Consider the following 24,224-nt stretch of genomic DNA (forward strand, 5'->3'; position numbering starts at 1 on the left):
CTATCCCGACGTCTCGTCGGCGGGCTTGTCGGCGCTCGGATCGGCCGCCTCGACGACGAGCACGAAGTCACCGTCATGCTCCTCGACGCCGGTCGCGACGGCATCTTCGACCATCTCGATGCCCAGTCTCTCGTGCACGACGATCGGATCGGTCTGCAGGTCCTTGTAGAGCGACACGCACAGCGCGACCATGACCAGGACGAACGGCACTGCCGCCACGACCGTGATGTTCTGCAGCCCGGTCAACGCCTCGTCGCCGCCGATCACGAGCATGATCGCGGCCACGGCTCCGGTCAGCGATCCCCAGAACACGACGGTGCGCTTCGACGGCTCGTCGGCCCCCCTCTCGCTGAGGCTGCCCATCACGATCGAAGCCGCGTCAGCACCGGACACGAAGAAGATGCCGACGAGCACCATGACCAGAACGGTCGTGATGGATGCGATCGGCAGCTCGTTGAGCATCTGGAAGAGCGCCGAGTCGGTGTCGACCACCCCGCCCTTGCCGATCAGGGAGCCGGTGTCGCGCTGCACGCCGATCGCCGTCCCGCCGAACACCGCGAACCACACCAGGCTCACCAGAGACGGCACGATCAGCACGCCCGTCACGAACTGCCGGATCGTGCGACCCCGGCTGATGCGGGCGATGAACATACCGACGAACGGCGTCCACGACACCCACCAGGCCCAGTAGAAGATCGTCCAGCCAGCGAGCCAGTCCTTCATCGCGTCGTCGCCGCTGGCCGCAGTGCGAGAGGCCATCTCGGTCATCTGCGAGGCGTAGTCGCCCAGCGCCGTCGGCAGCAGGTTGAGGATCAGCAGGGTCGGCCCGGCCACGAACACGAAGACCGCCAGCACCAGTGCCAGCACCATGTTGATGTTCGACAGCCACTGGATGCCCTTGGCAACCCCCGAGACCGCCGAGGCGATGAACGCAATCGTCAGGACCACGATCACCACGACGAGGATCGCCTTGTCGACCGAGTCGACCCAGCCGTTGAACTTGAATCCACTGCCGATCTGCAGGGCGCCGAGGCCCAGGGAGGCGGCAGAGCCGAAGAGGGTCGCAAAGATCGCGAGGATGTCGATGACCCGACCGGCCGGCCCTTCAGCGCGCTTCTTGCCGATCAGGGGGATGAAGGCCGAGGAGATGGCTTGCTTGCGACCCTTACGGAACGTGCCGTACGCGATCGCGATGCCGACGACGGCGTAGATCGCCCACGGGTGCAGTGCCCAGTGGAACATCGTCGTGGCCATCGCGGTCTGGAACGCCTCGTCAGTCTGCGCATCGACCGTTCCCGGCGGCGGTGCTGCGTAGTGCGAGAGCGGCTCGGCGACGCCCCAGAACATCAGGCCGATGCCCATGCCCGCGCTGAACATCATCGCGATCCACGACACGGTGCGGAACTCGGGCTTCTCGCCGTCGGCGCCCAACGGGATGCGGCCGTACTTGCTCGCGGCCAGCCAGATCACGAAGATCACGAAGAACGTCGACGACAGGACGAAGAACCACCCCGTGTTGGTGATGACCCAGTCCTGCGCGTGAGCGGAGGCCTTGCCGAGGCTCGGCGTGCTGATCATCCCCCACAGCACGAAGGCGATCGCGATCACGCCCGTGACGCCGAACACGACCGGATCGATCCGATCTCGCCACGATGTTGTCTGCTGGTTCACTGAAGACCCCCCGGGTCATTGGGTTGCAACTTTCAACCTTTCGACCCTAGTCGACCGCGTCAGCGGTCGCGAATCAGCACGAGTGACCGCGTCAGCGGTCGCTCATCAACGCGAGTGGTCTGCTCAGTGCGACGAGCCGCGCACCTGCGCGAGGTACACCAGTGCGGCGACCGTGCCGAGCAGGTTGAGCAGCCCCAACGGGTTCCACGAGAAGAGGTTCCCGACGAGCGCCAGGATCAGCAGCAGGAGCCAGGTGTTCTTGGGCAGCGTCTCGTACGACGCGAACTGCGAAGCCGGTCGGCCGACACAGTCGGCCAAGGCGAAGCCCTTGACGGCGAACAGGGCAACGGACAGCACCAGCGTGAGTCCACCTGCCACGTCGAACATGTGCGCAGGCTATCGGGAGACGCAGAAGGCGGGCCCCATCGGGACCCGCCTTCTGTCGAACTCGGTGCGCTCAGGCGTCGGTGGACGGCGCCTTCTCGGCGGCCGGAGCCTTCGGTGCGGCCGCCGGGGTGGCGGGCGCCTTCTTGGCTACCGGGGCCTTCTTGGCGGCCGGCTTGGCAGCAGGAGCCTTCTTGGCAGCGGGCGCCTTCTTCGCGACCGGAGCCTTCTTGGCGGCCGGCTTCGAAGCAGGAGCCTTCTTGGCAGCGGGCGCCTTCTTCGCGGCCGGCTTCGAGACGGGAGCAGTGGCAGCCGGAGCGGCCGGAGCAGCGGCAGCAGTCTTGCCGGTCACCTTGGAGACCTGCGCCTTGGCGACCGAGACGTAGTCAGAGGCAGCCTTCTGCGCGTCGGCGGCGAAGCCCTTGGCCTGCTTGGCGACGTCGTCGGCGACGTCCTCGACCTTGTCCTCGGCCTTGTCGAAGAAGCCGTCAGCCGACTTCAACAGGTCGTCGACCTTGATGCCCTTGGCCTTGGCGACGATGCCTTCGCTCTTCTTGGTGAGGCCGGCGTACGTGGTGGTCGCGGTGCCGATGGCGACCTGCGCGAGGCCCTGGGCCTGCTTCTGCAGATCGGCGATGTCGATCTTCTTGAACGTCTCGGGCAGGCCCTTGACGTCGTCGACGATGGCCTTGACCTGAGTGGTGATCGTGTCGGTGATGGTCATTTTTCCTCCTGGCGGGGTGCGGTCCCCTGGTTGGCTTCAGTCACGGTTGCGGCGAGCTCGCCATCGGATGCTTCGTCTGTTCCGACGAACGACCGGTAGATGTCGAGCAGCGCTGTCTTCTGTCGCTCGGTGAGTCGCTGGTCGAGAGCGATGGCGTCCTCGACCATGCGGGCCCCGCTCTCGTCGACATCGAGGATGCCGGCGCGAACGTAGAGCGACTCAGCCGAGATGCGCAGCGCCTTGGCGATCTGCTGCAGCACCTCTGCCGATGGACGACGCAATCCGCGTTCGATCTGGCTGAGATAGGGATTGGAGACATCCGCCAGCTCGGCCAGCTGTCGAAGCGACATCTGCGCCTGACCACGCTGTTCACGCAGGTAGTCGCCGAGTCCTTCGACGGTCTTGTGCATGTTCAGCTTGGCCATGTCTCCATGGTGCTTGCAAAAGTTAGCAAATGCAAGCAGGCCGCTTGCGATCTACCTCACAAAAACGATAAACCCGCAGGTCAGAAGGTCAATCGGACGTTGCCAACCTGCTTGCCGCCGCCCAGAACAACCGGTCGCTCCCGCAGGATCGGGTCGTCCAGACCGGCCAGCTCGAGGGCCCTGTTCATCACCGCGTAGAGCGGACGTTCGGCCCCGTCCTCGATCTTGAGCGCGAACGCCGAGCCGTCCGTCAGCCCCACCACGTAGACGCTCTCGGCCCCCGACTTGGCCACCAGACCTGGAAAAGCCCGCATCAGGTCGCGCTCGGCGCGAGACATGCCGCTGACGTACTCAGGGTGCGCCGTCATCGCCGCGACGAGTCGCGTCTCAGGGGTGCCCGACGAGCCCTGCATGATCCGGCCGATAGCCCGAGCGAGCTGCTTCAGCTCAGTCGCCAGCAGCGGCGCACCGCAGCCGTCGACCCCCACCACCGACGGCGGGCCGCCCGTCAAGTCGGTGAACGTGTCGGTGATGACCTGCTGCAACGGATGCTCCGGCGCAAGGTACGTGTCGACCGGCCAGTCGTTGACGACACAGGTCAGCAGCATTGCGGCGTGCTTGCCCGAGCAGTCCATGTAGATCGGTGCTCGCGAGCCTCCCGCCCGCAGCAGATCGGCGTGGACGTGTGGATCGAGCGGATAGGACGGCGGTGTCTGCAGCGCCGACTCGTCAAGACCAGCCATCCCCAAGATCTCCCGCACCCCCGCCAGGTGGAACGCCTCGCCCGAGTGACTCGCCGAGGCCAGCGCCAGCAGGCGGCCGTCGAGCGGCAGCCCCGCCCGCAACATCCCCAGCGCCTGGATCGGCTTGTTGGCCGATCGCGGGAACACCACGGTGCCCGGCTCGCCCAGCGACCAGGTCACCTCGCCCGCCGGGTCGACCCCGGCCACCACCCCCCGGTGACGGCTCTCGACCAACCCCGATCGGACGACTTCGGCAAGGATCTCCACCCCCTCAGCCTAAGCCGCGACACCGCGTCGCCTTTATTTATGCCGAATTCATGGCTTACCCTCGTACGACTGGTCGCCGCTACCAGGCCACTTCCCACCAGCAAGGTAGAACCATGACATCTCGGACCGACAGCGCACGCGCACGACGCGGCGCTCCTCTCCTACGCCTGAGCCTGCTGACCGCAGCAGTCGTCGCCCTGATCGGCACCGGGCTGCAGCCGGCGACAGCGGCCTCCAAGCCAGGACAGGTCGGGCTCGTGACGTTCACCGGCAAGTCCTTCGCCCGCAGCAGCCAGACCGCGTCCCTGTCGTTCTCGTGGCCCAAGGCGAAGCGGGCCAAGAAGTACGAGGTCTACATCTCGCGGAACTACTCGATGTCGCGCGCCAAGAAGTTCACGACCGGGCACCGCACCAAGACCGTCAAGGGCCTGGTGCCGGGCGCCGACTACTTCGTACGGATCCGCGCCGTCAACGGGTCCAAGAGGGGCACCTACTCCCAGCGCGTCGGCCACACCACGATCCGACAGCTCGCCTCCGCGCAAGGACCGACCTACCGGGTGATGCTGACAACGTGTGCTCGCGGGTGTGTTCCCAGTGGGCCACCCGACAGGCCGCCGCGCAGTGGCGCGTCCGGGGCTACATGCCTGACGTCCTGGCTGCGCAAGAAGCAGACTTCCTGGACATTCCGCCCGGCTACGTCCTGGCCCACTACAAGAGTGGCAAGAGGCTGATGTTCAAGGCCGGGAAGTTCACGATGGACCCCGGTGCCGAGGAGCCTCAGATCCTGCCGTCGATCAACCGCACGCTCGACACGAAGGAACGCTGCACGCCCACCCGCACCTGGGGATCGCACGGCGAGATCCTGCTCGGCTATCACGGCGGCGGATGCCGTTACGCCGTGTGGGCGATGCTGGACGACGCGGCCACAGCTCACCGCACGCTGTTCGTCGACGTGCACACCGTCTCGGGCAACAACACCGCCCGCGCCAAGGAGCGCAAGTACGAGATCCGTGGCTGACCCGCCAGGTCGCCCTCCTGAACGTCGAGCAGCTGCCGGTCATCTATGCGGGCGACTTCAACTCGCACAAGAACCGCAGCAACGACTACCTGCGGGGCGTGTTCAACCAAGAGGGCTACTACGATGCCTACGACCAGGCACAAACCCTGAAACGCCAGCACCACAACAGCTTCAACGACTTCAAGACCACCCCGAAGATCAGCTACAAGTGGGGCGATCACGTCGACAAGGTGTGGATCCGTCCCGACCAGGGACGTGTGCTGTCCTGGGTCAACGGCGCACGCATCTCGGGCGGCAAGATGGTCAAGCCGATTCCCTCCGATCACAGCCCGATCATCGTGGATGTGAAAATCAACTGAAGGTTCTCCAGCTCGTGCGGCCAGGTGGGAATCTCGACGTAGAATTCAGCAAGCCTGTCCGATCGCGCTGGGAGTTGTGCCGTAGTCACCCGAAGAAAGATCGCACCGCCACGACGGCGGGCCGACCCCGCCGAGCGATCTAGCACCCGAGCCGCAGGACGTCGCAAACGGCGCGGCGTGAGCCGGATCCTGATCGGCCTGCTCAGCCTCGCCGTGCTGACCGGGCTCGGTGTCGGCCTGGTCGCGACGTACAAGAAGCAGCAGCGGCTCGAGGCTCCGACGGCCCTCGCCGCGACCCCTCTCGGCCCCACCAGCGTCGAGCTGCGCTGGAAGCCGTCCGAGAACGCCGAGTCGTACAACGTCGTGGTCGGGTCCGACCGCACGCTCAGCCAGCCCGTCGTCACGAAGGTCCCGGCTGAGCGCACGCGGGTGTCGTTGTCCGACCTGAAGGCCGCATCGCCCGGAGTCGACCAGTTCTACCGCGTCGACGCGATCAAGGACGACCTCGTCCGGTCGTCGCGCACGACCCGCTTCACGCTCAAGCCAGGCGCGGTTCGCCAGCTGAAGGTCCGCACCGCGACCGCCAGCGGATTCAAGGCGACCTGGCGCAAGGTCGCCAACGCCCGACAGTTCGACATCACGATCGCTCGCGACAAGGGGTTCACCCGCCAGGCCACGACGGTGCGGACGGTCGACGCCGACCCGAGATTCGTCACGAAAGGGCTGAAGCCCGCCACGACCTACTGGTTCAAGGTCCGCCCCGTCAACAGCGACCAGATCGGCACCTTTACCCGGCCGGTGAAGTTCGTGACCAACGTCCGCGAGACGTCCTTTCGGGTAGGTACCTGGAACGTGTGCTCCGAGAAGTGCTCCGACTACGCCTCGCGGGCACGCATCATGGCCGACTACATCAATGCCAACAAGATCGACATGTTCGGGCTGCAGGAATCAGGCGGACAGCGCGTCGGCAAGGTCACCAACGCAATCTTCAGCGGACACTCGCAGAAGTACGTGCGCGCCGACGGTGGCGCCCGAGCCCGCTACATCTTCTACCGGCCGGCGCTGTTCACCCAGCAAGCCGGCGGCAACTTCTCGATCGGCGACGGCCGAGACACCACCTGGGCCAGGTTCAAGGTCAACAAGACCGGCCGCGTCTTCTACTTCGTGAGCGTCCACCTCGAGAACGGCAAGGGCAATGACGCCAAGCGCGCCCGCGAGATGGACCGCATGCTGGGGCAGATGGCGCTGATCAACGACAGTGGCAAGCCCATGATCTATGCCGGCGACTTCAACTCGGGCGTGCACCGGGGCGCCGACTCCCCCGGCATCAAGATGCGGGCCGCCGGCTTCGGCAACACGTTCACGATCGCCAAGGACACCGTCAACGGGCAGATCAACACGAGCCACACGTTCAGCACCAACGTCCTGGCATCGACCGCGCACGTCGACCACATCTGGGTCTCCAAGCAGTTCGATGTCGAGTCGTGGGCCCAGCTCGTGCGCCTCGCCGGAGGCCGGTACGCGACCCCCGTCGTGTCGGACCACAACCTGCTCTCCGCCGTCGTCGCGCTCGACGCGACACAGAAGCCGCTCGGCGATCTCACTCCCACGACCAGTCTCGGCGCACCCGCACCCCAGGTGGCCGCCCCCACTCCGCAGAGGACCCCATGACGCCCCCCAGTGCGCTCGACTCGTTCCACGCGGTGATCCCGGCCGGCGGGGCCGGCACCCGGCTGTGGCCGTTGTCGCGCGCAGCCCGGCCGAAGTTCCTGCTCGACCTCGACGGCTCCGGACGGTCGCTGCTGCAGCAGACCTGGGACCGCCTCAACGACCTGATCCCCGCCGAGCGGATCCACGTCGTGACCGGCGCAGCCCACGCCGACGCGATCAGGCAACAGCTTCCCGAGCTCACCCACCTGCTGGTCGAGCCGTCGCCCCGTGACTCGATGCCTGCCATCGGGCTGGCAGCCGCCGTCATCGCGGCCCGCGATCCCCAGGCGATCATCGGATCATTCGCGGCCGATCACATCATCGACGACCAGGTGTCATTCGTCGAAGCCGTCGAGCAAGCCATCGCGGTCGCCGATTCTGGCCTCGTCACGACGATCGGCATCACGCCCTCGGCACCGTCCACGGCCTTCGGCTACATCCGGTCCGGCGACCGTCTCGACGTCGTCGGCGCGGCCTCGGCCCATGCGATCTCACAGTTCGTCGAGAAGCCCGATGCCACGACTGCCGCGCGCTACCTCGTCAGCGGCGACTACAGCTGGAATGCCGGGATGTTCGTGACCCGGACCGACGTGCTGCTGCGCCATCTGCAGCGGCTCCAGCCGGGGCTCCACGCCGGTCTGACCACGATCGCCGAGTCCTGGTCGACCGAACGACGCGACGAGGTCCTGGCCGCAACCTGGCCGTCCCTGACCAAGATCGCGATCGATCACGCGATCGCTGAACCGGTCTCGCTCGAGGGTGGCATGGCGGTCGTGCCGGGCGCCTTCACCTGGGACGACGTGGGCGACTACGCCGCACTTCAAGACGTCGGTGCCGCGTCATCACCAGAGACCGTGTGGATCGACGCGAACGGGCTCGCGATCGCCGAGGACGGCCGGACCATCGCTGTCGTCGGCCTGACCGATGTCGTCGTCGTCAGCACCAGCGACGCTCTGCTGGTCACGACCCGGGCGCACGCCCAGCAGGTCAAGGACGTCGTCGCAGCGCTCCGAGTCCGCGGCCGGACCGACCTGCTCTGACGCCCGACCCCGGCGCGGTGGATCGACAACCGAACTCGGCCACTCCGACCCCGGCGCGGTGGTTTATCAACCGCATTGGGCGATATGAGGTTGCGGATCCACCGACCCCGTCTCGGCAGCAGGGATCAGGCGCGAGGACGTCCCCGGCGCTCGTGCAAGGGGAACACCAGGTCGATCAGCTCTCCGACCGGGACGTCGGGACCTGGCGTGTACGCCTGGGCGACCTCGCCGGTCCCGATGACGCGGATCTGACCGTCCTCGACCCCGGCGAAGACCGACTCTCCGCGGCCGAGCTTCACGTGCTCGCCTGCGGTGTTGACGGCTCGACCTCACCACCGGTGCACATGATGATGCGCTGGGTTCCCGGTGGGAGCAGCATCCCCTCCGGCTCGGCGGACAGCTCTGCCCCACGGCCAGCGCGAACTCCTCGACGTCAGGATGGAAGACCTCGGTCGAGAAGCCGAACGGCTCAGGGGTCACCCTGGCCAGCCGTGACATGCCCTTCTCGAGGCAGGCCACCAGACCTTTGGGGTCGAGCGACTTGGTCGTCAGGCCCGCTCGCAGCACGTTGTCGGACGCCGCCATGATCTCCAGGCACATCCCCTTGAGGTGCGCATGGATGATCCCGGCCCCCAAGAAGGCCGCCTCGCCGGGCTGCAGCGTCAGACGGTTGAGAGTCAGCGAGATGATGACCCCGATGTCACCGGGGTAGAACTCGGCGATCTCGACCGCCGTGACGTAGGCCCGCTTGACGTCGACGCCGACGTCGACTAGACCACGACACACCTCGACGACCTCGCCGATCTCGTCAGTCGACACGTCGCTGGTGAGCAGCCGTTCGACCAGACGGACGATCCCGCGGAAACCCGGACGTTCTCTCAGCCCGTCGGCCAGGCTCTGCGTCAGCGGGGTGTCGATGCCGTTGAGCACTCGCAGGATCTCGGCGGTCGGTCGAAATCCGACCAGCGTGTCGAACGTTGTCAGCGCATAGGCCATCTCAGGCTTGTGGGAGGGATCGCGGTAGGTGCGCTCCGGGGCGTCGATCGGCACCCCGGCAGCCTCCTCGGCCTCGAATCCCGCCTGCGCCATCGACGCATTGGGGTGCACCTGCAGCGACAGCGGGCGATCGGCCGCCAAGATCTTGAACAGGAACGGCAGCTCGCCGGCGACCTGGGACAGCGGAACCGAGGTGTCGCCGACCAGGACCGAGGACGGTCCAAGGGGATGCGTGCCCATCCACACCTCGGCGATCCGGTCGCCAGGAGACCGTCCGAGGAACTGCGGGATGTCGGACCTGGAGCCCCAGTCGTAGTCACGGGCAGCATTGTCGAGCAGGTACATTCAATAGCTTTCGTCCGTGCGGCCCTCTCGCGATCAGTCTAGGGCGTCGGACTACTTGTGCCGCGGCTTTCGGGCAGGCTTGTCAGAACCGGCGGCCGGGCGGTCGGTCGACTTCTTCTCCCAGGGCTTCTTGTCGGCTGCCTTGGACGGGTAGGGCCGCTTCTCGAACTTCTTCTTCTCGTACGGCTTGTTGCCCTTGCGGTCCTCGCGGGTGCGACGGATCGGCGGCCCGGTGTCGGGCTGCAGGTCGATCAGCTTGCCGGAGATCCGGGTGTTGGCCAGGGCCTCGAACACCGCATCGGGAAGATCGGCCGGCAGCTCGACGAGCGTGTGGTCCTGCCCGATCGTGATCTTGCCGAAGTCGGAACGCTTGAGACTGCCCTCGTTGGCCAGCGCACCGACGATCGCCGACGGGCCGATCTTGTGGCGCTTGCCGACGGCGACGCGGTACACCGCTGCACCCTCGGCCGGCAGCCGGTCGGAGCGGTCGTAGCCGGCCGGCTTGGGCCGGGGCTCGAAGTCGCGGGCACGGGGCTGCGACTTCGGCGGATCGGGCCGCAGGAAGAACTCCTTGTCGGCCTGGCTCATGACGGCCAGTCCGGCAGCGACGTCGGTCATCGAGACGTCGTTCTCGGCGGCGTACTCCTCGACGAGGGTGCGGAAGGCGTGGAACTGCGCCGACCCCATGCTCGACGTGATGGCCTGGGCGAACCGACCGGTGCGACGCTCGTTGACCTCTTCGGCCGACGGGACGCTCATCTCCTCGACCGGGCGGCCGGAGACCTTCTCGATCGCCGAGAGCATGCGGCGCTCGCGGGGAGTGACGAACAAGATCGCCTCTCCGCTGCGGCCGGCTCGACCTGTACGGCCGATGCGGTGGACGTACGCCTCGGTGTCGTGGGGGATGTCGTAGTTGACGACGTGCGTGATGCGTTCGACGTCGAGGCCACGTGCGGCGACGTCGGTCGCGATGATCAGGTCGATCGCACCGGACTTGAGCTGCGACACGGTGCGCTCGCGCTGGGCCTGAGCGAGGTCGCCGTTGAGCGCGGCGGCGGTGTAGCCGCGGGTGCGGAGCTTGTCGGCGAGCTCTTCGGTGGCGGACTTGGTACGGACGAACACGATCATGCCGTCGCCGGTCTCGACCTCGAGCAGACGCGTGAGGGCGTCGAGCTTGTGGTGGTGCGAGACCTGGATCCAGCGCTGGCGCACCGTGGTGGTCGACGTCGTGGCCTTGGGCGTCGCAATGTCGACCGGGTCGTGCAGGTACTTCTTGGCCAGGCTGCGGATCTGCTTGGGCATCGTGGCCGAGAACAACGCGACCTGCTTGTACTCGGGCGTGTCGGCCAGGATGCGCTCGACGTCCTCGGCGAAGCCCATGTTGAGCATCTCGTCGGCCTCGTCGAGGACCAGGAACTCCAGGGCCGTCAGGTCGAGGCTGCCGCGCTCGAGGTGGTCGATGACTCGACCGGGGGTGCCGACGACGATGTGGGCGCCACGCTGCAGGCCGGACAGCTGGAAGCCGTAGCTCTGGCCGCCGTAGACGGGGAGCACCCGGATGCCGGGCAGGTTGACAGCGTACGTCGTGATGGCCTCGCACACCTGGAGCGCAGCTTACGGGTCGGTGCGAGGACGATGGCCTGGGTCTTGCTGTTCTTGGGGTCGATCTTCTGCAAGATCGGCAGCGCGAAGGCGGCAGTCTTGCCGGTGCCGGTCTGGGCGAGGCCGACGACGTCCTTGCCTTCGAGCAGCGTCGGGATCGACCGCGCCTGGATCGGCGTGGGGGTCTCGTAGCCGAGGGCCGCGAGCCGCTCGACGAGGACGTCGGCGAGGCCGAGGTCGGCAAAAGTAGGCTCTGCAGCGACCTTTTCGGCAGCGTCAGGCAAGGTGGAAACGTCTGTATTCATGGATGCTCCTGGATAGGTGGCGCGGGACCAGAGTGGTCAATCCCGTGCAACCTGTCGACAGCCCCATGCATGCCGTGGTCGTTGAGATAACGAGCGCGCCTGCGACCACGGTATCGGTCCGCACCCTCATCCGAGAAACTGAGACGATGTGTCGTTGCTTGCAGTGCACCCCGATCAGTAGGCGCCGGAGGACGACCGGACCGCCTTGATGGTCTTCCACAGGATCAGCAGGTCGCCGACGATCGACCAGTTCTCGACGTAGTAGAGGTCGAGGCGCATCGTCTCCTCCCAGTCGAGGTCCGAGCGTCCCGAGATCTGCCACGGCCCGGTCATGCCCGGACGCACCAAGAGCCTGCGCCGGGCCTCGGGCGCGTATCCCGAGACCTCCTCGACCAGCGGGGGCCGCGGACCCACCAGGCTCATGTCGCCCTTGACGACGTTGATGGCCTGCGGCAGCTCGTCGATCGAGTAGCGCCGCAGGAGCCTCCCTGGCCGGGTCACCCGGGGGTCGTGGCGCATCTTGAACATCACCGCATTGCCGCTGTCTGCCGCCAGCGCGGGCCGCATCAGGTGCGCTCCCTCGACCATGGTGCGGAACTTGATCATCCCGAACGACTTGCCGTCGCGACCGACCCGCTCCTGGACGAAGAAGACCTTGCCGGGGCTCGTCAGCCTGATCGCCGCGGCCACGACTACGAAGACCGGTGCTGCGACGACCAGCAGCACCGTCCCGCCGGTCCGGTCGAGAAGGCCCTTGGCCCACCGCGACGCGCCCCGGTAGGACGGCTGCTCGACATGCAGCAGGGGCAGACCGGCCACCGGACGGATGTGGACCCGAGGACCGGCGATGTTGGCGAGCGAGGGGGCAACGATGATCTCGACGTCGTAGCCCTCGAGGTCCCAGCCCAGACGCCTGACCATCTGCGGGTGGGTGGCGTCGGACGACGTCACGATCACCGCATCGGCACCGGAGTCGAGGATCGTGGCCATCAGGCCGTCGACTCCCCCGAGCACCGGAAGTCCACCGGCCTGCTCGGGCACCGTCGCGCCGGTGATGCAGGCGCCGACGACCTGGTAGCCGTACGAACGGTTGCGGGCGACCACGGCAGCGAGGTGCTCGACCGAGTCGAGGCTGCCCACAACGATGGCCTTCTGCGTCATCTGCCCGCGCTGACGCTGCACGAGCAGCCACTGCCGCCATGACCACCGGCTCGCCAGCAGCAGGCAGATGCCGAACGGCAACGAGACCAGCACGTCAGCTGCGCGGCACCGTGAGGCTGAAGACGTAGCCGACGAACGCGATCACCGAGAACACCACGATCGTGCAGTTGATGATCCGCTTGTACTCCTCCGGGCCGGCCCCCAGGACCCGCGAGTCGCGGGTTCCCGACAAGGTCAGCGCGAGGTGCCAGGTGACCGCGAGCCCGACCGACGTCAGGACCCAGGACGTCGAGGTCGCCGACTGCGCTTCGTCCCACTGCGGCACGGCTGACCAGACGACATGGTTCATGACGAAGACCCAGGCCAGCACCGCTGCGTCCGAGACCATGAGTCGGCGACCGTAGCGGCGGTGCCATCCGGGCCGGGACCCACGACCCACGACGACGGGCCGGGTGCGCTCGTGGGTCTGTGCGCTCACGCTTGCAGCAGGACGTAGAGCAACGGGAAGAGCGCGAACAGGCCGGTGAAGGAGAACCCCATGAGCACCCGGTGGGCACCGATCGGCGTGTCATCCATAGCATTCACTCCAAAGGCCGGGCCCGCGGGAGAGCGGGACCTACGTGTCTTGAAGAACGATCCGGAACGACTGGGGTTACGTGCCTGCGTGACCCCGCCGTCAGAGTTGATCCGCACCTGCTCCACGTGCCGTAGTGTTCCGGCTCGGGGGGAAGTGCTCGAGAGGAGTGGTCGTGCGAGCGTCCCTACGTTGGAGTGCCGTCCTGCGGCGTTGGCCGTCCGTCGCGGCGCTGACCCTGGTCGGTGTGGGCCTCGCCGCTGCCGCGGTGGCCCAGGTGCCACCCCGTTTCGAGGCGCAGGCCGACGTCCTGATCTCGCCTCCCGTCGAGCAGAGCACGTCTGCGGCGGCGGGGCGCACGGTCGAGTCGTACGCCCATGTGCTCGGCGGACGCCTGATCGCCGCCGATGTCGTGAAGGACCTCGGGCTGTCCAGCAGCGTCGCGTCGATCGACGACCGGCTCTCGGCCGAGGTCGTCGACGGCACCTCGGTGCTCCGGGTCAGCACGACCGACGAGTCCGCAGCCGAGGCCGCCCGGATCAGCCAGGCTGCGGCTGACTCGTTCGTGGCCTGGCTGGGCAAGCAGGACACCCAGCTCGCCGCGGTAGTGGTGGCGAAGGCCGACGTGCCCGTCGATCCGGCCAGCCCACAGCGACTTCCCTGGCTCGTGCTGGGCGGTCTTGTCGGCCTGCTGCTCGGGGTGCTGATCGCGATTCGCAGAGCTGTGTCGGACACCAGCATCCGCACGCCTGCCGAGCTCGAGGAAGTCTCGGGCGCACCGGTGCTAGGCGCCGTCGCGTACGACCGGACCGCGACCCAGACTCCGTTGATCACGGCACTCGGCACCCACCACCCGCGCTACGAGGCGGTGCGGATCCTGCGCACCAACCTGCAGTTCCTCGACATCGACCGCGACAACAAGGTCATCACGATCACCAGCTCGGTCGCCGGCGAGGGCAAGACCACGACGGCGACGAACCTGGCGATCGCGCTGGCGCAGACCGGCACCCAGGTCGCGCTCGTCGAGGGCGACCTGCGCCGCCCTCGGGTCAGCGAGTACCTCGGCATCGAGAAGACTGTCGGCCTCACGACGGTCCTGGTGGGTCGGGTCGACCTGGACGCCGCACTCCAGCAGACCAGCACCCCGGGTCTCGACGTGCTCGCCAGCGGGGCGCTGCCGCCCAATCCGTCCGAGATCTTGCAGACCAATGCGATGAAGGTCCTAGTGTCCGAGCTGCGACAGCGGTTCGACGTCGTCCTGATCGACGCTCCCCCGCTGCTGCCCGTCACCGATGCCTCGCTGCTCGCGTCGATCTCCGACGGGGCGATCCTCGTCGTCCGCCATGGCGAGACGGGTCGCGAAGCCGTGCGTGCGGCTGCTGGTCGGCTGCAGGCCGTCGGCGCCCGGCTGCTGGGCACGGTGCTCAGCATGTCTCCGGCCAAGGAGCTGACGGGCTACGGCTACGGGTACGGCTATGGACCGGAGTACTTCGCCAAGACAGCTGGCGGCGCCCGCAAGAGGTAGCCCTGCCACGACGTTGCAGGCGGCGGGGTTCAGCCAGCCGGGACGAGGGCGTTGAGCCGCCGGGCGATCACGTCGACCGCGGACGCGATCTGGTCGGCAGTCGCGCGGTGCACCTCGGGACCGCGGCGGTACGGGTCACCGATGTCGGCCTTCGCCGGGGCAAGGCTACGGCGCTGGGCAGCCTGGGCGACGAGCTCGGTGGGACCGGCACCGTCGACGAGCTCGGTCAGGGCCGCGAACTCGACGAGGGTGAAGCTGACGGCGCAACGCCTGCGGGGTCATCGACAGCACGTCGGAGCGGTGGGCGCGGGTCGCGGTCAGGATCAGGTCGGCCGAGTCGACGAGGTACGAGTCGATCGGGTGCGAGCGGAACGAGTCGGCCTCATGGCCCAGTCGCATGGCCTCCATCGCGGCCATCGAGTCCATCGGCCGACGGTCCCACCCTCGAACACCTGCACTCGCGACCTCGAACCGGCTGCTGTCGAGCTGAGCCTTCAGCAGTATCTCCATGAGTGGGGAACGGCAGATGTTGGCCGTGCACACCGCCAGGATCGCGAACCGGCGGTCGACCATCAGGACAGCACCCGACGGACGTGCAGACCGGCCTCCGGGTCGACGAGGACCTCTTGTGCCGCAGCGACCCCGTCGGCCAGCAGCGTCGCGCCGACGTCGACGTTGCGCTTGACCAGCGCCAGAGCGATCGGTCCGAGCTCGTGGTGACGAGCCGCCGAGCCGACGAATCCGACCGCCTTGCCGTCCAGCGTCACCTCGGTGCCGTGCGCCGGCAGATGGTCGACCGATCCGTCGAGGTGCAGCAGGACGAGACGTCGCGGCGGCCGGCCGATGTTGTGGACCCGCGCGACAGTCTCTCTGACCGCGGTAGCAGCCCTTGTCGAGGTGCACCGCACGGCCGAGCAGGCCGACCTCGTTGGGGATCGTCTTGTCGTCGGTGTCGAGACCGACTCGCACCAGGCCCGACTCGATGCGCAGGGCCTCCCACGCCCACAGACCGACCCGGGGCACCCAGCTGCGTCGGGGCAGCTGCGCCAGCGACGAGCGGGACGCAGCTCCCAGGCCAGACCGGGCAGGCCGATGACGGCCCACTCGGCAGTCACGTCGGCGACCTCGACCCGCAGCATGAACCGCATCCGGTCGAGGAACTCCACGAGTTCAGCGCCGGCGCCAGGCTCGGTGTGGGCCCAGAACGTCTCGCCATCGTCGATGCCCGAGAATCCGTGCTCGATGCGCCCCTGGGGTGTCAGCAGCAGCACCTCGGTGGGCACGCCCGGTGCCAGCCCCTCGAAGAACTGGGTGGTCAGCGAGTGCAGCCACGACAGCCGGTCGGGACCGGTGACCGTCAGGACGTCCCGGTGCGAGAGATCGACGAACGTGCCGCCCTCGACGAGTCGGCGCTGCTCGGCGGAGATCGCGCCGTAGTGGGCGGCCACCGCGTTGTCGGGGGCATCTGCGGAACACGGCACCCGGCAGTGCGAGCAGGGGGCTGGCGTGCGCCACGGGGTCAGACACGCTGGAGCCTTCCCCACAGGTGCGACTGCATCTCGTGCCCCTCGGCGGCCATGTCGTAGGCGTACATCAGGTCACCCTCGACCAGCCCGTACATGCGCTGGCCTGCGGTGTACTCCTTGGCCGTGGACGTGCGTGCCACCAGGTCGGTCGCCAGCGTGATGCGGGCGCCCTCGACCTCGCCGTACCAGACCTCGGCGTAGCCCGTCGGGTGTGCGAGCACGAGTCGAGCCGCCGTCGCCGACCGGCCGCAGGAATCCGGTCTCGAGCGCGCCGGGACGGACTCGCTCGCCGGCCTCGTCGGTGATCCAGGTCTGGCTGAAGTAGTGCAGGAACGGCCGGGTGTCGTGCGCGAACACGACGTCCTGCTCGTAGCTGAACGGCTCGATCGAGGGGTAGTCACCCTGGCCGTTGCCGTGCCAGTTGCCCAGCAGCCACACGACGGGCATGAGGTCTGGGTGAAGGTCTGAAGGAATCTCGAACGGCATGGATTTCAGTCTACGTGGCACCACTACGCTCGGAGCATGAGAGCGGTCGTGCAGCGGGTCACACAGGCGCGGGTCGACGTGGACGGTACGACCGTCGGCGAGATCGGCACCGGGCTCATGGTGCTGCTCGGAGTGACCCATGACGACACGACCGCTGTCGCCGGCCGCCTGGCCGACAAGGTCTGGAACCTGCGCATCATGCGCGACGAACGTTCGGTCGCCGACGTCGGAGGCTCGATCCTGGTCGTCAGCCAGTTCACGCTGTACGGCGATGCGCGCAAGGGGCGCCGGCCCACGTGGACCGCTGCGGCTCCCGGACCGGTCGCCGAGCCGGTGTACGACGAGTTCTGCGCGGCTCTGCGCCGCCTGGGGGCTCAGGTCGCCGAAGGCGTGTTCGGCGCCGACATGGCCATCACGTTGACCAACGACGGTCCGACGACGCTGGTGCTCGAGCTCTGACCGTCAACGGCAGGCCGACGGCACCCGGATGTCATTGCGCGACGGCAGGACGCCCGGCGTCGTCGACAGCACCGCGTCACCGCTCTGCCCCTTGCCGGTGATCATGCGGGTCGTGATGGTGTGCGTCGATCCGGGCTCGAGCGTCAGGACGACCTTGGTGACGTTGCGGCCGTGATGCGTGTCGGCGTACACCGTCTGCGACTTGCCGTCGAGGGCGACTGACGTGAATCCACCCCGGTACGGCGAGTAGAGCCGCACGATCAGGCGCATCGTCCCCTTCGGCGTGAACTTCCCGTCCCCCGTGACCGCTTCAGGAAGCTCATCGACCTTCGCCGGCGTCCTCGACCGCAGCTGGGTGCTCGACGTCAGCTCTTGGATCTGCCCCGGCAGGCACCGGCTCGCCGCCAGGTTCGTGACGTGCTCGAGGTAGTACTCCATCTTGGTCGACGCCGCATCGCCCAGGTAGACCCCGACGTGCGGGGTCGCGGCGTCATCACGGCTCAGCGCACCCGACAGGCCTGACGGACCGATCAGGTCCTGCTCGCGGTCCCGCTTCGACCACACCATGACCCGGTTCTCGGCGACGCCGCGCACGAGTCCCTTGACGACGAGGCCCGGATCACCACCACCTTCGGCGAGGACGTCGAAGATCGAGCGGGCAGCCTGCTTGAAGATCTCGTCCTGGGCCTGCCGGTCGGGTAGCAGCAGGTACGTCGAGCTGAGCAGGACACCGACCGCGTTGAGCTGGTCGAGGGTGACTCCCGGCGTCTTCGCCAGCTCGACCGGTCCGGTGCCGGCCAGGACGAAGCTCAGGGCCACCGGATCGACGGAGATGACGCCGTCGAGGTCGACCCCGAGCCCCTTCTTGACCATGGCGCTGACGATCTGCCCCGTGCGGGGGAAGTCCGGCGTGAAGTTGGTGTCGAGCAGGTTCGTCACGAGCGACGGCGCGAACAGTCGCGACTCGTCCTCCGTCATCGCGACGACCGGCTCAGGGAACTGGACGAGGTCCTGCAGCGATCCCTGGAAGCCCATCGACAGCTTGCCCTTCTTGGCCGTCAGGATCGCGATCGATCCGGCGATCCCTCCGGTCGACCGCACCTCGGCGTTGTTCTGGACCATCAGGAGATAGGTCCGCTCCCCCTTGGCACCCAGCATCGGGGGCAGCAGCCGCGCGGCCAGGGACGTGTTGGCGGCAGCGTCCTTGGCCTGCGTGATCTTGCTCTTGACCGTTCCCACGGGCCCGCGCAGCGGGACGAGCAGCGAGCCCGGGTCGACGTCGTCGAGCCGCTCGACTGCGCGTCCGAGCCGCCCTCGACGGCCCTGACCGTTGCACTGGTCCGTGCGATCGCGCCGACGTCGACACGTCCGTCCTGCGGCGAGAAGGTGCGGAGATTGATCTGCTCGGACAGCGCGACGACCGGTGGAAGCGCCTGCTTCGCGATCTCGTCGACGACCTCCGACACCCGCTGCACGGCACCGATGTTGCGGCCGAGCAGCGGCACCTTGGAGCCGATGTCCCACATCGGGCCGTCCGTGCGCCTGCGGGCCGTGTCGGCCGATTGCCGGAGACCGTCGAGAGTCCGCCGCGCACCGGAGCTGTCGCCTGCCACGATCTGGGTCTGCAGCAGGTCTGCCTGGTTGGCGGCGAGCCGCAAGGACTGGCTGGCCTGCCAGCTCTGCCAGGCGAACGCGATCACGGCGAGCGCCGCGAGACCCGCCAGGGCGTACGACAGGCGTCGACGCATGTGTCGCCGGTACCAGGGACGCCGGCGCTTGGATGCCATCAGAGCTCTCCCGTCGGCAGGGTCATGCACGTCCCCTGGGACGGGACGTGCATGACCGGTTCGTGGTCGTACCGGTCAGGTCGAGGCGTGACGCCGGCGTGCAGCGATGACTGCTCCGGCTCCGACGATCACGAGCCCTCCGCCCACTGCGAAGAGCCACAGGTTGGAGCCGCCCGTGTCGGGCAGCACGCCGTTGTCGTCGCCGCCACCGGCACCCGCTTCGGAGTCATCGTCGCCGGCGTCAGAGCCGACGGGCAGCAGCGTGACCGTCGCCGAGGCCGAGGCCGTCGCGGCGGCGGGCTCAGTCCAGCTGCTCGACTCCGCTGAGCCGTCGTCGTACGCGCAGGTCGCGGTGATCGGGGACTTGAAGATCTTCGTGACGGTCTTGGTCTCATAGCTGCCGGAGAACGACTCGCCTTCGCCGGACTGCGTGGCGGGCTGGCCCGCTGCCCGTCCGTCGGTGTACGTGACGGTCCAGTCGCAGTCGACGTCGGCCGTCGCGCTGAACGTGAACTGGTTGCCACCGACGAACTCGGGAGCTGGGGAGCGAGATCGTGACGTTGGGCGAATCGGGGTAGGCCTGGGCTGCGCCCGAGGCCAGGACCGTGACGGCAACCGCGACGGACGCGGCGGCGACGTGCCGAAGATTCTTCATGCGATGGCTCCAGGGGGCTCTGAGGTCGAGGGGCAGAGGGCCCGGAGAGACCTAGACCCCGGGCTTCGACATCGCTAACGACCGAGGACCACAGTTGGTTACAGGAAAAAACCAAGGTGCGCACCGGGAGTACCGGTGCGCACCTTGGCAGTCGTGCTGGAGCAATCAGACCGCGACGGCGACCTCGGCCACGACACCCTTGGCAGCCGTGACGGCGTTGTCGACCGAGACCGACTTCGGCGCCAGCGTGCGCAGCGTCCACTCGCCGGGACCGGCGAAGAAGCGGAACTGTCCGGTCGCCGAGGTCGGGACCTCGGCGGTGAACTCGCCCGTGCGATCGAGCAGGCGCACGTACGCGTTGCCGACCGGCTGGCCGTCACGTGTCACGACACCCTGGATGACGGCCTGGTTGGCAACGTCGACGCCCTCGAGCGAGGGACCGCCCTTGACCGCGCCGCACATCAGGCGACACCCGGCTCGTCGCCCAGGGCGACCGGCACGCCGCGCAGCGAGCCGTACTCGCTCCACGATCCGTCGTAGTTCTTGACGTTCTTGTAGCCCAGGATCTCCTCGAGCACGAACCACGTGTGCGAGCTGCGCTCGCCGATGCGGCAGTACGCGATGGTGTCCTTGCCCTGGTCGAGGCCGGCATCCGCGTACAGCGCCGCCAGCTCTTCGTCGCTGCGGAACGTTCCGTCGTCGTTGGCGGCCTTGCTCCACGGCACGTTGCCCGCGGTCGGGATGTGACCGCCGATCTGGGCGGCTTCCTGCGGCAGGTGCGCGGGGGCCAGCAGCCGGCCGGCGAACTCGTCGGGGCTGCGGACGTCGATGAGGTTCTGGACGCCGATCGCCGAGATGACCTCGTCACGGTAGGCGCGCAGTGCCTCGTCGGGCTCCTTGGCGGTGTAAGCTCGTGGCGGGACGGTCGACGACCTCGGTGGTCAGCTCGCGCGAGTCGAGCTCCCACTTCTTGCGGCCACCGTCAAGCAGTCGGATGTTCTCGTGGCCGTAGTAGGCCAGGTACCAGTAGCCGTAGGCAGCGAACCAGTTGTTGTTGCCGCCGTAGAAGACGATCGTGTCGTCGTTCGCGATGCCCTTGGCCGACAGGAGAGCTTCGAGCTTCTCCTTGCTGACGAAGTCGTGACGCACACCGTCCTGGAGATCCTTCCTCCAGTTGATCTTGACGGCGCCGGGGATGTGGCCCTTGTCGTACGACTCGGCATCCTCGTCGAGATCGACCAGGACGACCTTCGGGTCGTTGAGGTGCTCCTCGACCCAGTCTGCTGTGACGAGCGCAGATTCGCGGCTCATGGTTACCTCCGTTGTGCCCGAGCGGGCGTTGTGGGTGCGTGTGCTGTGGATAGGTGGTGCAGGGGATGGTCTGTCAGGCGCTGGCCGGCGCGAACCGGCGAAGCACCAGGTACCGCGCAGCCGAGGCACAGGCCGACAGCTGCGTTGAGCAGGGCCGCCGCGAGGGCGAACCCCGTGGCGACGAGAGCGATGGTCGTGGCACCGGCGAGCAGCGCGCCGAGCGCCACGACCGTGAAGGCGAGCCCGACGGCTGCGCGAACCGGGGAGGACGGGAATCCTCCAGCTCGGCCGGCGCACCGATGCGGGACGGACGACCTTTGCGTAAAAGATCGCGTACGGCGAGGCGCCGAGCCCGATCAGGGCTGCCACCGCGAACACGGCGACCTGGATCGTCAGCAGGATCGTCCGCACCACGTCAGAGTCGATGACCAGGACGGCCGCGAGCACGACTGCCGTGATGGCAGCCACGCATCGCAGACCGCGTGGGTCCACCTGGGTGGGCTGGGACATGCTGCTCCTGTGCTGAGGCGTGGCGCAGCCACCCTGGACGGGTGGGGCTCACGAAGACTGACGATCGAGAAGAAAGGTCAGTGCATTCGACACAGCGACGAGCGCGTACGGCAGTTGTCCACTGCACGTCGGCGAGTCAGGTGTGTCGTCAAGAACATGGCTCCAGAGTAGGGACACAGGGGGTGCATTTCACCATCCGGTCTCACCATCCGGACGGGTATCTCACATTCTGGCAAGAATGCCGAGATACGAGGAATTATTCGTGCCCCACGATGGCAGCGTTCAGGGCGCTCAGCACCTGATCTCGGCGCGGGAGCCCCGAGGCGCGCGTCGTGACCACGCCCTCGGCATCGAGGATCAGCACGGTCGGCGTCCGCATGATGTCGAGCTCGCGGACCAGGGCGAGCCGGTCCTCCGCGTCGATCTCCACCGCCACGACCCCCTCGACCTTGCCGGCGATGTCGGCCAGCAGGACCCGGGTCGCCCGGCAGGGACTGCAGAACGCGCTGGAGAACTGGACCATCGTCGCGCGCTCGCCCAGCGGGACGCCGATCTGCTCGGATGTCAGCCTCTCGCGGTCGTCGAGCTCGGCGAAACGGCCGTTCTTCCACCGCATCGCCAGTGCGGCTGCGGCACAAACCACCAGCACCACGAGCAGGACGACGACGCCAGTCACAAGCCGGCACCGTGATCAGCTGACCGCCGACGTACACGACCGGTCCGGCCACCGCGATCGCGACGGCGCCGGGGAATCCCCACGCCACGGCCGCATGGACCTGACCGCGCATCATCGCGCGGGCCACGACCTGGCCCGTCACCGCGAACAGCGCTGCCGCACCACCGACCACGACACCGAAGAAGACCGTCATGCTCGCATCGACGCTCGCGGCCACCGCAGCACCTCCGGCGGCCCCTGCGACAGTCGCCAGCGGCAGGCACAGCCAACGATCCAGAGGAATCGCCCAGGCCACCAGACCGGCGGCCACACCCGCTGCGCCGACCGCCACCGCATCAGCGTCCCCGAGCGACTGCAAGGCCCCGATCCAGCCCGCAGCGAGCGCCGCGACGACCGCGAGCATGACCGCGTAGCCGAGCGACTGCACCAGGTGCATCCGGCCGTCCTTGCGCAGCATCTGGGCGATCAGCGCGACGAACAGCGCAGCGCCGACCGCCGGAAGGACACCGGCGAGCGTCCCCCAGTCGGTCGCGCCGACCACAGCGTCATCGGTGCCAGCCGCCCCCGAGAGCAGCCCGGGCTCCACGGTCACGACCGTCGCGACGACACCGGCGACGATGGCCGGGACGACACGTGGCGACGCGATGACCTCGCCCAACGACGTCGTGAGCGCCGGGGAGAACGCGACCAGCACCTGCACGAGCACGACGACAGCCGCGACGAGCAGTTCGTCGGTGTAGGCCGCCAGCGTGATGACACCGGCGAGCACGACCGACAACAAGGTGGAACCGAGTCTTGACACCCCCGCATGATGCCAGTTCACGGCCATCTGCCGATACTCAACCGCCAGCAAAGGGCGGCAGGAACTCCACGCTGTCCCCAGGCCGGAGCACGACCGTTGCCGGATCCTTGGCACCCACCGGGACCTCGCTCACCAAGATCGAGCACATGTCGATCACGTCGTCGAAACGATCCCGATCAGCATGCCGTCGACTGATCTCGGCCAGCAGCACCGCCAGGGTCGAGGCTGCCACGAGCCGCCGTCGACCCCGGCCGCTGCACGTGCGGCGGCCCAGTAACGAACTGTGACGTCGTTCTCATTCGCGTCACTTCGTGGCAATTGATCGGACATATGCCGTATTCTTGACCATGCGACGAGGCCACGGTGATTCACCATGGCCTCTTGGCATATCTGGACCCACAAACGAGCCGGCACAAACCAGCTGCACCGGAGGTCGACCATGTCCCACCTGCTCCTGCTCACCAAGAGCACGCAGTCCTCGGTCGAGGTGCTCCCTGCCCTCGCGCTGCTTCCGCACCACGTCAAGATCCTGCCTGCGGAGGCCAGCGCCCTGCTCGACGCGCCCCCCTGTGACGCGGTGCTGGTCGACGGTCGGCACGACCTCGCCCAGGTGCGCAGCCTCACGCGGGTCATCCGCACCACCGGTGTCGAGTGTCCGCTGATCCTGATCCTCACCGAGGGTGGTCTCGCAGTTGCCGCTTCTGACTGGGGCATGGACGACGTCATCCTGACCACGGCCGGCCCCGCCGGCTCGAGGCCCGCCTGCGCCTCGGCATCGGCCGCATCGCCGCGACGACCGACGGCGATCACGAGAGCCACGTCATCTCCTCCAGCGGCCTGGTCGTCGACGACGCGACCTACACCGCCAAGCTCGAGAACCGCACGCTCGACCTGACGTTCAAGGAGTTGGAGCTGCTGAAGTTCCTGGCCCAGCACCCCGGACGCGTGTTCACCCGCCAGCAGCTCCTGCAAGAGGTGTGGGGGTACGACTACTTCGGCGGCACCCGCACGGTCGACGTCCACGTCCGACGCCTGCGCGCCAAGCTCGGCACCGACAACGAGACATTGATCGGCACCGTCCGCAACGTCGGCTACCGCTTCGTCGCGACCAAGACCGAGCCCGCACGCGAGACGGAGTCGGCCGACGCCTGACAGGATGGCCA

At 67.7% G+C, this 24,224-nt stretch carries 27 protein-coding genes and 7 pseudogenes; 9 read left to right on the forward strand and 25 right to left on the reverse strand.

Annotated elements, in window-relative coordinates:
- The 5 genes from ACHMWU_RS08590 to ACHMWU_RS08610 form a co-directional block, all read right to left on the reverse strand.
- The gene (locus tag ACHMWU_RS08590; RefSeq protein ID WP_396042786.1) at positions 1–1,626 is read right to left on the reverse strand and encodes a BCCT family transporter; all 1,626 of its coding nucleotides are present in this window, start codon (positions 1,624–1,626) and stop codon (positions 1–3) included.
- A 168-nt stretch (positions 1,627–1,794) separates the two neighbouring features.
- On the reverse strand, positions 1,795–2,058 hold the full coding sequence (locus ACHMWU_RS08595; protein ID WP_396042788.1) for a DUF2516 family protein: 264 nt from the start codon (positions 2,056–2,058) through the stop codon (positions 1,795–1,797).
- Positions 2,059–2,128: 70 nt separating this feature from the next.
- Positions 2,129–2,779 (reverse strand): hypothetical protein, encoded by a 651-nt coding sequence (locus ACHMWU_RS08600; protein ID WP_396042790.1) that lies wholly within the window; start codon positions 2,777–2,779, stop codon positions 2,129–2,131.
- A complete protein-coding gene (locus ACHMWU_RS08605) occupies positions 2,776–3,204 on the reverse strand; it encodes a helix-turn-helix domain-containing protein (protein ID WP_396042792.1) in 429 nt (142 codons plus the stop codon). Before ACHMWU_RS08605 ends, ACHMWU_RS08600 begins: the two co-directional genes overlap by 4 nt.
- Before the next feature lie 80 nt (positions 3,205–3,284).
- A complete protein-coding gene (locus ACHMWU_RS08610) occupies positions 3,285–4,214 on the reverse strand; it encodes an asparaginase (RefSeq protein ID WP_396042794.1) in 930 nt (309 codons plus the stop codon).
- A 113-nt stretch (positions 4,215–4,327) separates the two neighbouring features.
- Between ACHMWU_RS08610 and ACHMWU_RS08615 the strand changes: the two genes are divergently transcribed.
- The 5 genes from ACHMWU_RS08615 to ACHMWU_RS08635 all read left to right on the forward strand — a co-directional run bounded on the left by ACHMWU_RS08615 (position 4,328) and on the right by ACHMWU_RS08635 (position 8,341).
- A complete protein-coding gene (locus tag ACHMWU_RS08615) occupies positions 4,328–4,945 on the forward strand; it encodes a fibronectin type III domain-containing protein (protein WP_396042796.1) in 618 nt (205 codons plus the stop codon).
- Positions 4,945–5,232, forward strand: a complete 288-nt coding sequence (locus ACHMWU_RS08620; RefSeq protein ID WP_396042798.1) for a hypothetical protein — start codon at positions 4,945–4,947, stop codon at positions 5,230–5,232. The genes ACHMWU_RS08615 and ACHMWU_RS08620 overlap by 1 nt, the downstream gene beginning before the upstream one ends.
- A gap of 98 nt (positions 5,233–5,330) precedes the next feature.
- Entirely contained in the window at positions 5,331–5,591 is a 261-nt protein-coding gene (locus ACHMWU_RS08625; protein WP_396042800.1) for a hypothetical protein, read from the forward strand.
- A 177-nt stretch (positions 5,592–5,768) separates the two neighbouring features.
- Positions 5,769–7,262 carry a fibronectin type III domain-containing protein gene (locus ACHMWU_RS08630; RefSeq protein WP_396042802.1) on the forward strand — a complete coding sequence of 498 codons (1,494 nt, stop codon included), beginning with the start codon at positions 5,769–5,771 and terminating at the stop codon, positions 7,260–7,262.
- Positions 7,259–8,341: a mannose-1-phosphate guanylyltransferase gene (locus ACHMWU_RS08635; RefSeq protein WP_396042804.1), complete on the forward strand. Its 1,083-nt coding sequence runs from the start codon at positions 7,259–7,261 to the stop codon at positions 8,339–8,341. The genes ACHMWU_RS08630 and ACHMWU_RS08635 overlap by 4 nt, the downstream gene beginning before the upstream one ends.
- A gap of 66 nt (positions 8,342–8,407) precedes the next feature.
- Here ACHMWU_RS08635 and manA read toward each other — a convergent pair whose 3' ends face one another.
- The 5 genes and pseudogenes from manA to ACHMWU_RS08660 form a co-directional block, all read right to left on the reverse strand.
- Entirely contained in the window at positions 8,408–9,682 is a 1,275-nt protein-coding gene (gene manA, locus ACHMWU_RS08640) for a mannose-6-phosphate isomerase, class I (RefSeq protein WP_396042806.1), read from the reverse strand.
- A 51-nt stretch (positions 9,683–9,733) separates the two neighbouring features.
- The gene (locus tag ACHMWU_RS08645; RefSeq protein WP_396043035.1) at positions 9,734–10,984 is read right to left on the reverse strand and encodes a helicase-related protein; all 1,251 of its coding nucleotides are present in this window, start codon (positions 10,982–10,984) and stop codon (positions 9,734–9,736) included.
- 42 nt (positions 10,985–11,026) lie between these two features.
- A pseudogene (locus tag ACHMWU_RS08650) lies at positions 11,027–11,589 on the reverse strand (DEAD/DEAH box helicase); the annotation flags it as partial.
- Between the two features lie 174 nt (positions 11,590–11,763).
- Complete coding sequence (locus ACHMWU_RS08655; protein WP_396042808.1) at positions 11,764–12,843, reverse strand: sugar transferase; 1,080 nt, start codon at positions 12,841–12,843, stop codon at positions 11,764–11,766.
- Between the two features lies 1 nt (position 12,844).
- Positions 12,845–13,228: a hypothetical protein gene (locus tag ACHMWU_RS08660; RefSeq protein WP_396042810.1), complete on the reverse strand. Its 384-nt coding sequence runs from the start codon at positions 13,226–13,228 to the stop codon at positions 12,845–12,847.
- A gap of 271 nt (positions 13,229–13,499) precedes the next feature.
- Here ACHMWU_RS08660 and ACHMWU_RS08665 point away from each other — a divergent pair, with 271 nt between their 5' ends.
- Complete coding sequence (locus ACHMWU_RS08665; protein WP_396042812.1) at positions 13,500–14,849, forward strand: polysaccharide biosynthesis tyrosine autokinase; 1,350 nt, start codon at positions 13,500–13,502, stop codon at positions 14,847–14,849.
- Positions 14,850–15,014: 165 nt separating this feature from the next.
- Here the strand turns inward: ACHMWU_RS08665 and ACHMWU_RS08670 are convergent, their stop codons facing one another.
- The 6 genes and pseudogenes from ACHMWU_RS08670 to ACHMWU_RS08695 form a co-directional block, all read right to left on the reverse strand.
- Complete coding sequence (locus ACHMWU_RS08670) at positions 15,015–15,422, reverse strand: hypothetical protein (protein ID WP_396043037.1); 408 nt, start codon at positions 15,420–15,422, stop codon at positions 15,015–15,017.
- On the reverse strand, positions 15,422–15,757 hold the full coding sequence (locus ACHMWU_RS08675; RefSeq protein WP_396043039.1) for a glycine cleavage T C-terminal barrel domain-containing protein: 336 nt from the start codon (positions 15,755–15,757) through the stop codon (positions 15,422–15,424). Before ACHMWU_RS08675 ends, ACHMWU_RS08670 begins: the two co-directional genes overlap by 1 nt.
- 22 nt (positions 15,758–15,779) lie before the next feature.
- Positions 15,780–15,953, reverse strand: a pseudogene (locus ACHMWU_RS08680) (hypothetical protein); the annotation flags it as partial.
- 35 nt (positions 15,954–15,988) lie between these two features.
- Positions 15,989–16,393: pseudogene (locus ACHMWU_RS08685) on the reverse strand (hypothetical protein); the annotation flags it as partial.
- Entirely contained in the window at positions 16,369–16,776 is a 408-nt protein-coding gene (locus tag ACHMWU_RS08690) for an FABP family protein (protein WP_396042814.1), read from the reverse strand. The gene ACHMWU_RS08690 and the pseudogene ACHMWU_RS08685, both read right to left, overlap by 25 nt.
- Positions 16,679–17,002, reverse strand: a pseudogene (locus ACHMWU_RS08695) (heme-binding beta-barrel domain-containing protein); the annotation flags it as partial. The pseudogene ACHMWU_RS08695 and the gene ACHMWU_RS08690, both read right to left, overlap by 98 nt.
- Here ACHMWU_RS08695 and dtd point away from each other — a divergent pair.
- Positions 16,898–17,320, forward strand: a complete 423-nt coding sequence (gene dtd, locus ACHMWU_RS08700; RefSeq protein ID WP_396042816.1) for a D-aminoacyl-tRNA deacylase — start codon at positions 16,898–16,900, stop codon at positions 17,318–17,320. The pseudogene ACHMWU_RS08695 and the gene dtd sit on opposite strands and share 105 nt — an antisense overlap.
- A 3-nt stretch (positions 17,321–17,323) precedes the next feature.
- Here the strand turns inward: dtd and ACHMWU_RS08705 are convergent, their stop codons facing one another.
- The 8 genes and pseudogenes from ACHMWU_RS08705 to ACHMWU_RS08740 all read right to left on the reverse strand — a co-directional run bounded on the left by ACHMWU_RS08705 (position 17,324) and on the right by ACHMWU_RS08740 (position 22,199).
- Complete coding sequence (locus ACHMWU_RS08705; RefSeq protein ID WP_396042818.1) at positions 17,324–18,559, reverse strand: DUF4012 domain-containing protein; 1,236 nt, start codon at positions 18,557–18,559, stop codon at positions 17,324–17,326.
- Complete coding sequence (locus tag ACHMWU_RS08710; RefSeq protein WP_396042820.1) at positions 18,442–19,107, reverse strand: hypothetical protein; 666 nt, start codon at positions 19,105–19,107, stop codon at positions 18,442–18,444. The genes ACHMWU_RS08705 and ACHMWU_RS08710 overlap by 118 nt, the downstream gene beginning before the upstream one ends.
- 75 nt (positions 19,108–19,182) lie before the next feature.
- The gene (locus tag ACHMWU_RS08715) at positions 19,183–19,722 is read right to left on the reverse strand and encodes an LPXTG cell wall anchor domain-containing protein (RefSeq protein ID WP_396042822.1); all 540 of its coding nucleotides are present in this window, start codon (positions 19,720–19,722) and stop codon (positions 19,183–19,185) included.
- A 205-nt stretch (positions 19,723–19,927) separates the two neighbouring features.
- Entirely contained in the window at positions 19,928–20,224 is a 297-nt protein-coding gene (locus ACHMWU_RS08720) for a DUF1416 domain-containing protein (RefSeq protein WP_396042824.1), read from the reverse strand.
- Positions 20,224–21,073: pseudogene (locus ACHMWU_RS08725) on the reverse strand (sulfurtransferase). Before ACHMWU_RS08725 ends, ACHMWU_RS08720 begins: the two are co-directional and overlap by 1 nt.
- 2 nt (positions 21,074–21,075) lie before the next feature.
- Positions 21,076–21,300, reverse strand: coding sequence for a DUF4395 family protein (locus ACHMWU_RS08730; RefSeq protein ID WP_396043041.1), 225 nt, complete (start codon positions 21,298–21,300; stop codon positions 21,076–21,078).
- A 115-nt stretch (positions 21,301–21,415) separates the two neighbouring features.
- Positions 21,416–21,583 (reverse strand): annotated as a pseudogene (locus ACHMWU_RS08735) (hypothetical protein); the annotation flags it as partial.
- A 256-nt stretch (positions 21,584–21,839) separates the two neighbouring features.
- The gene (locus ACHMWU_RS08740; RefSeq protein WP_396043043.1) at positions 21,840–22,199 is read right to left on the reverse strand and encodes a TlpA family protein disulfide reductase; all 360 of its coding nucleotides are present in this window, start codon (positions 22,197–22,199) and stop codon (positions 21,840–21,842) included.
- 154 nt (positions 22,200–22,353) lie between these two features.
- Here ACHMWU_RS08740 and ACHMWU_RS08745 point away from each other — a divergent pair, with 154 nt between their 5' ends.
- The gene (locus ACHMWU_RS08745; protein WP_396042826.1) at positions 22,354–23,058 is read left to right on the forward strand and encodes a hypothetical protein; all 705 of its coding nucleotides are present in this window, start codon (positions 22,354–22,356) and stop codon (positions 23,056–23,058) included.
- Positions 23,059–23,098: 40 nt separating this feature from the next.
- Here ACHMWU_RS08745 and ACHMWU_RS08750 read toward each other — a convergent pair whose 3' ends face one another.
- On the reverse strand, positions 23,099–23,293 hold the full coding sequence (locus ACHMWU_RS08750) for a MoaD/ThiS family protein (RefSeq protein WP_396042828.1): 195 nt from the start codon (positions 23,291–23,293) through the stop codon (positions 23,099–23,101).
- A gap of 207 nt (positions 23,294–23,500) precedes the next feature.
- Between ACHMWU_RS08750 and ACHMWU_RS08755 the strand changes: the two are divergent.
- A pseudogene (locus tag ACHMWU_RS08755) lies at positions 23,501–24,213 on the forward strand (winged-helix domain-containing protein).
- Positions 24,214–24,224 lie beyond the last annotated feature (11 nt).

Origin of the sequence: Aeromicrobium sp. UC242_57 (assembly GCF_044452305.1) — a bacterium.
Classification (GTDB): domain Bacteria; phylum Actinomycetota; class Actinomycetes; order Propionibacteriales; family Nocardioidaceae; genus Aeromicrobium.

What these genes read in the sequence shown, in the direction of transcription:
- ACHMWU_RS08745 (WP_396042826.1), top strand. Translation starts at nt 22,354, where the DNA reads ATGGACCTGACCGCGCATCATCGCGCGGGCCACGACCTGGCCCGTCAC.
- ACHMWU_RS08595 (WP_396042788.1), bottom strand. Translation starts at nt 2,058, where the DNA reads ATGTTCGACGTGGCAGGTGGACTCACGCTGGTGCTGTCCGTTGCCCTG.
- ACHMWU_RS08635 (WP_396042804.1), top strand. Translation starts at nt 7,259, where the DNA reads ATGACGCCCCCCAGTGCGCTCGACTCGTTCCACGCGGTGATCCCGGCC.
- ACHMWU_RS08670 (WP_396043037.1), bottom strand. Translation starts at nt 15,422, where the DNA reads ATGGTCGACCGCCGGTTCGCGATCCTGGCGGTGTGCACGGCCAACATC.
- ACHMWU_RS08645 (WP_396043035.1), bottom strand. Translation starts at nt 10,984, where the DNA reads ATGCCCAAGCAGATCCGCAGCCTGGCCAAGAAGTACCTGCACGACCCG.
- ACHMWU_RS08740 (WP_396043043.1), bottom strand. Translation starts at nt 22,199, where the DNA reads ATGCGGTGGAAGAACGGCCGTTTCGCCGAGCTCGACGACCGCGAGAGG.
- ACHMWU_RS08600 (WP_396042790.1), bottom strand. Translation starts at nt 2,779, where the DNA reads ATGACCATCACCGACACGATCACCACTCAGGTCAAGGCCATCGTCGAC.
- ACHMWU_RS08615 (WP_396042796.1), top strand. Translation starts at nt 4,328, where the DNA reads ATGACATCTCGGACCGACAGCGCACGCGCACGACGCGGCGCTCCTCTC.
- manA (WP_396042806.1), bottom strand. Translation starts at nt 9,682, where the DNA reads ATGTACCTGCTCGACAATGCTGCCCGTGACTACGACTGGGGCTCCAGG.
- ACHMWU_RS08720 (WP_396042824.1), bottom strand. Translation starts at nt 20,224, where the DNA reads ATGTGCGGCGCGGTCAAGGGCGGTCCCTCGCTCGAGGGCGTCGACGTT.
- ACHMWU_RS08620 (WP_396042798.1), top strand. Translation starts at nt 4,945, where the DNA reads ATGTTCAAGGCCGGGAAGTTCACGATGGACCCCGGTGCCGAGGAGCCT.
- ACHMWU_RS08710 (WP_396042820.1), bottom strand. Translation starts at nt 19,107, where the DNA reads ATGGCATCCAAGCGCCGGCGTCCCTGGTACCGGCGACACATGCGTCGA.
- dtd (WP_396042816.1), top strand. Translation starts at nt 16,898, where the DNA reads ATGAGAGCGGTCGTGCAGCGGGTCACACAGGCGCGGGTCGACGTGGAC.
- ACHMWU_RS08605 (WP_396042792.1), bottom strand. Translation starts at nt 3,204, where the DNA reads ATGGCCAAGCTGAACATGCACAAGACCGTCGAAGGACTCGGCGACTAC.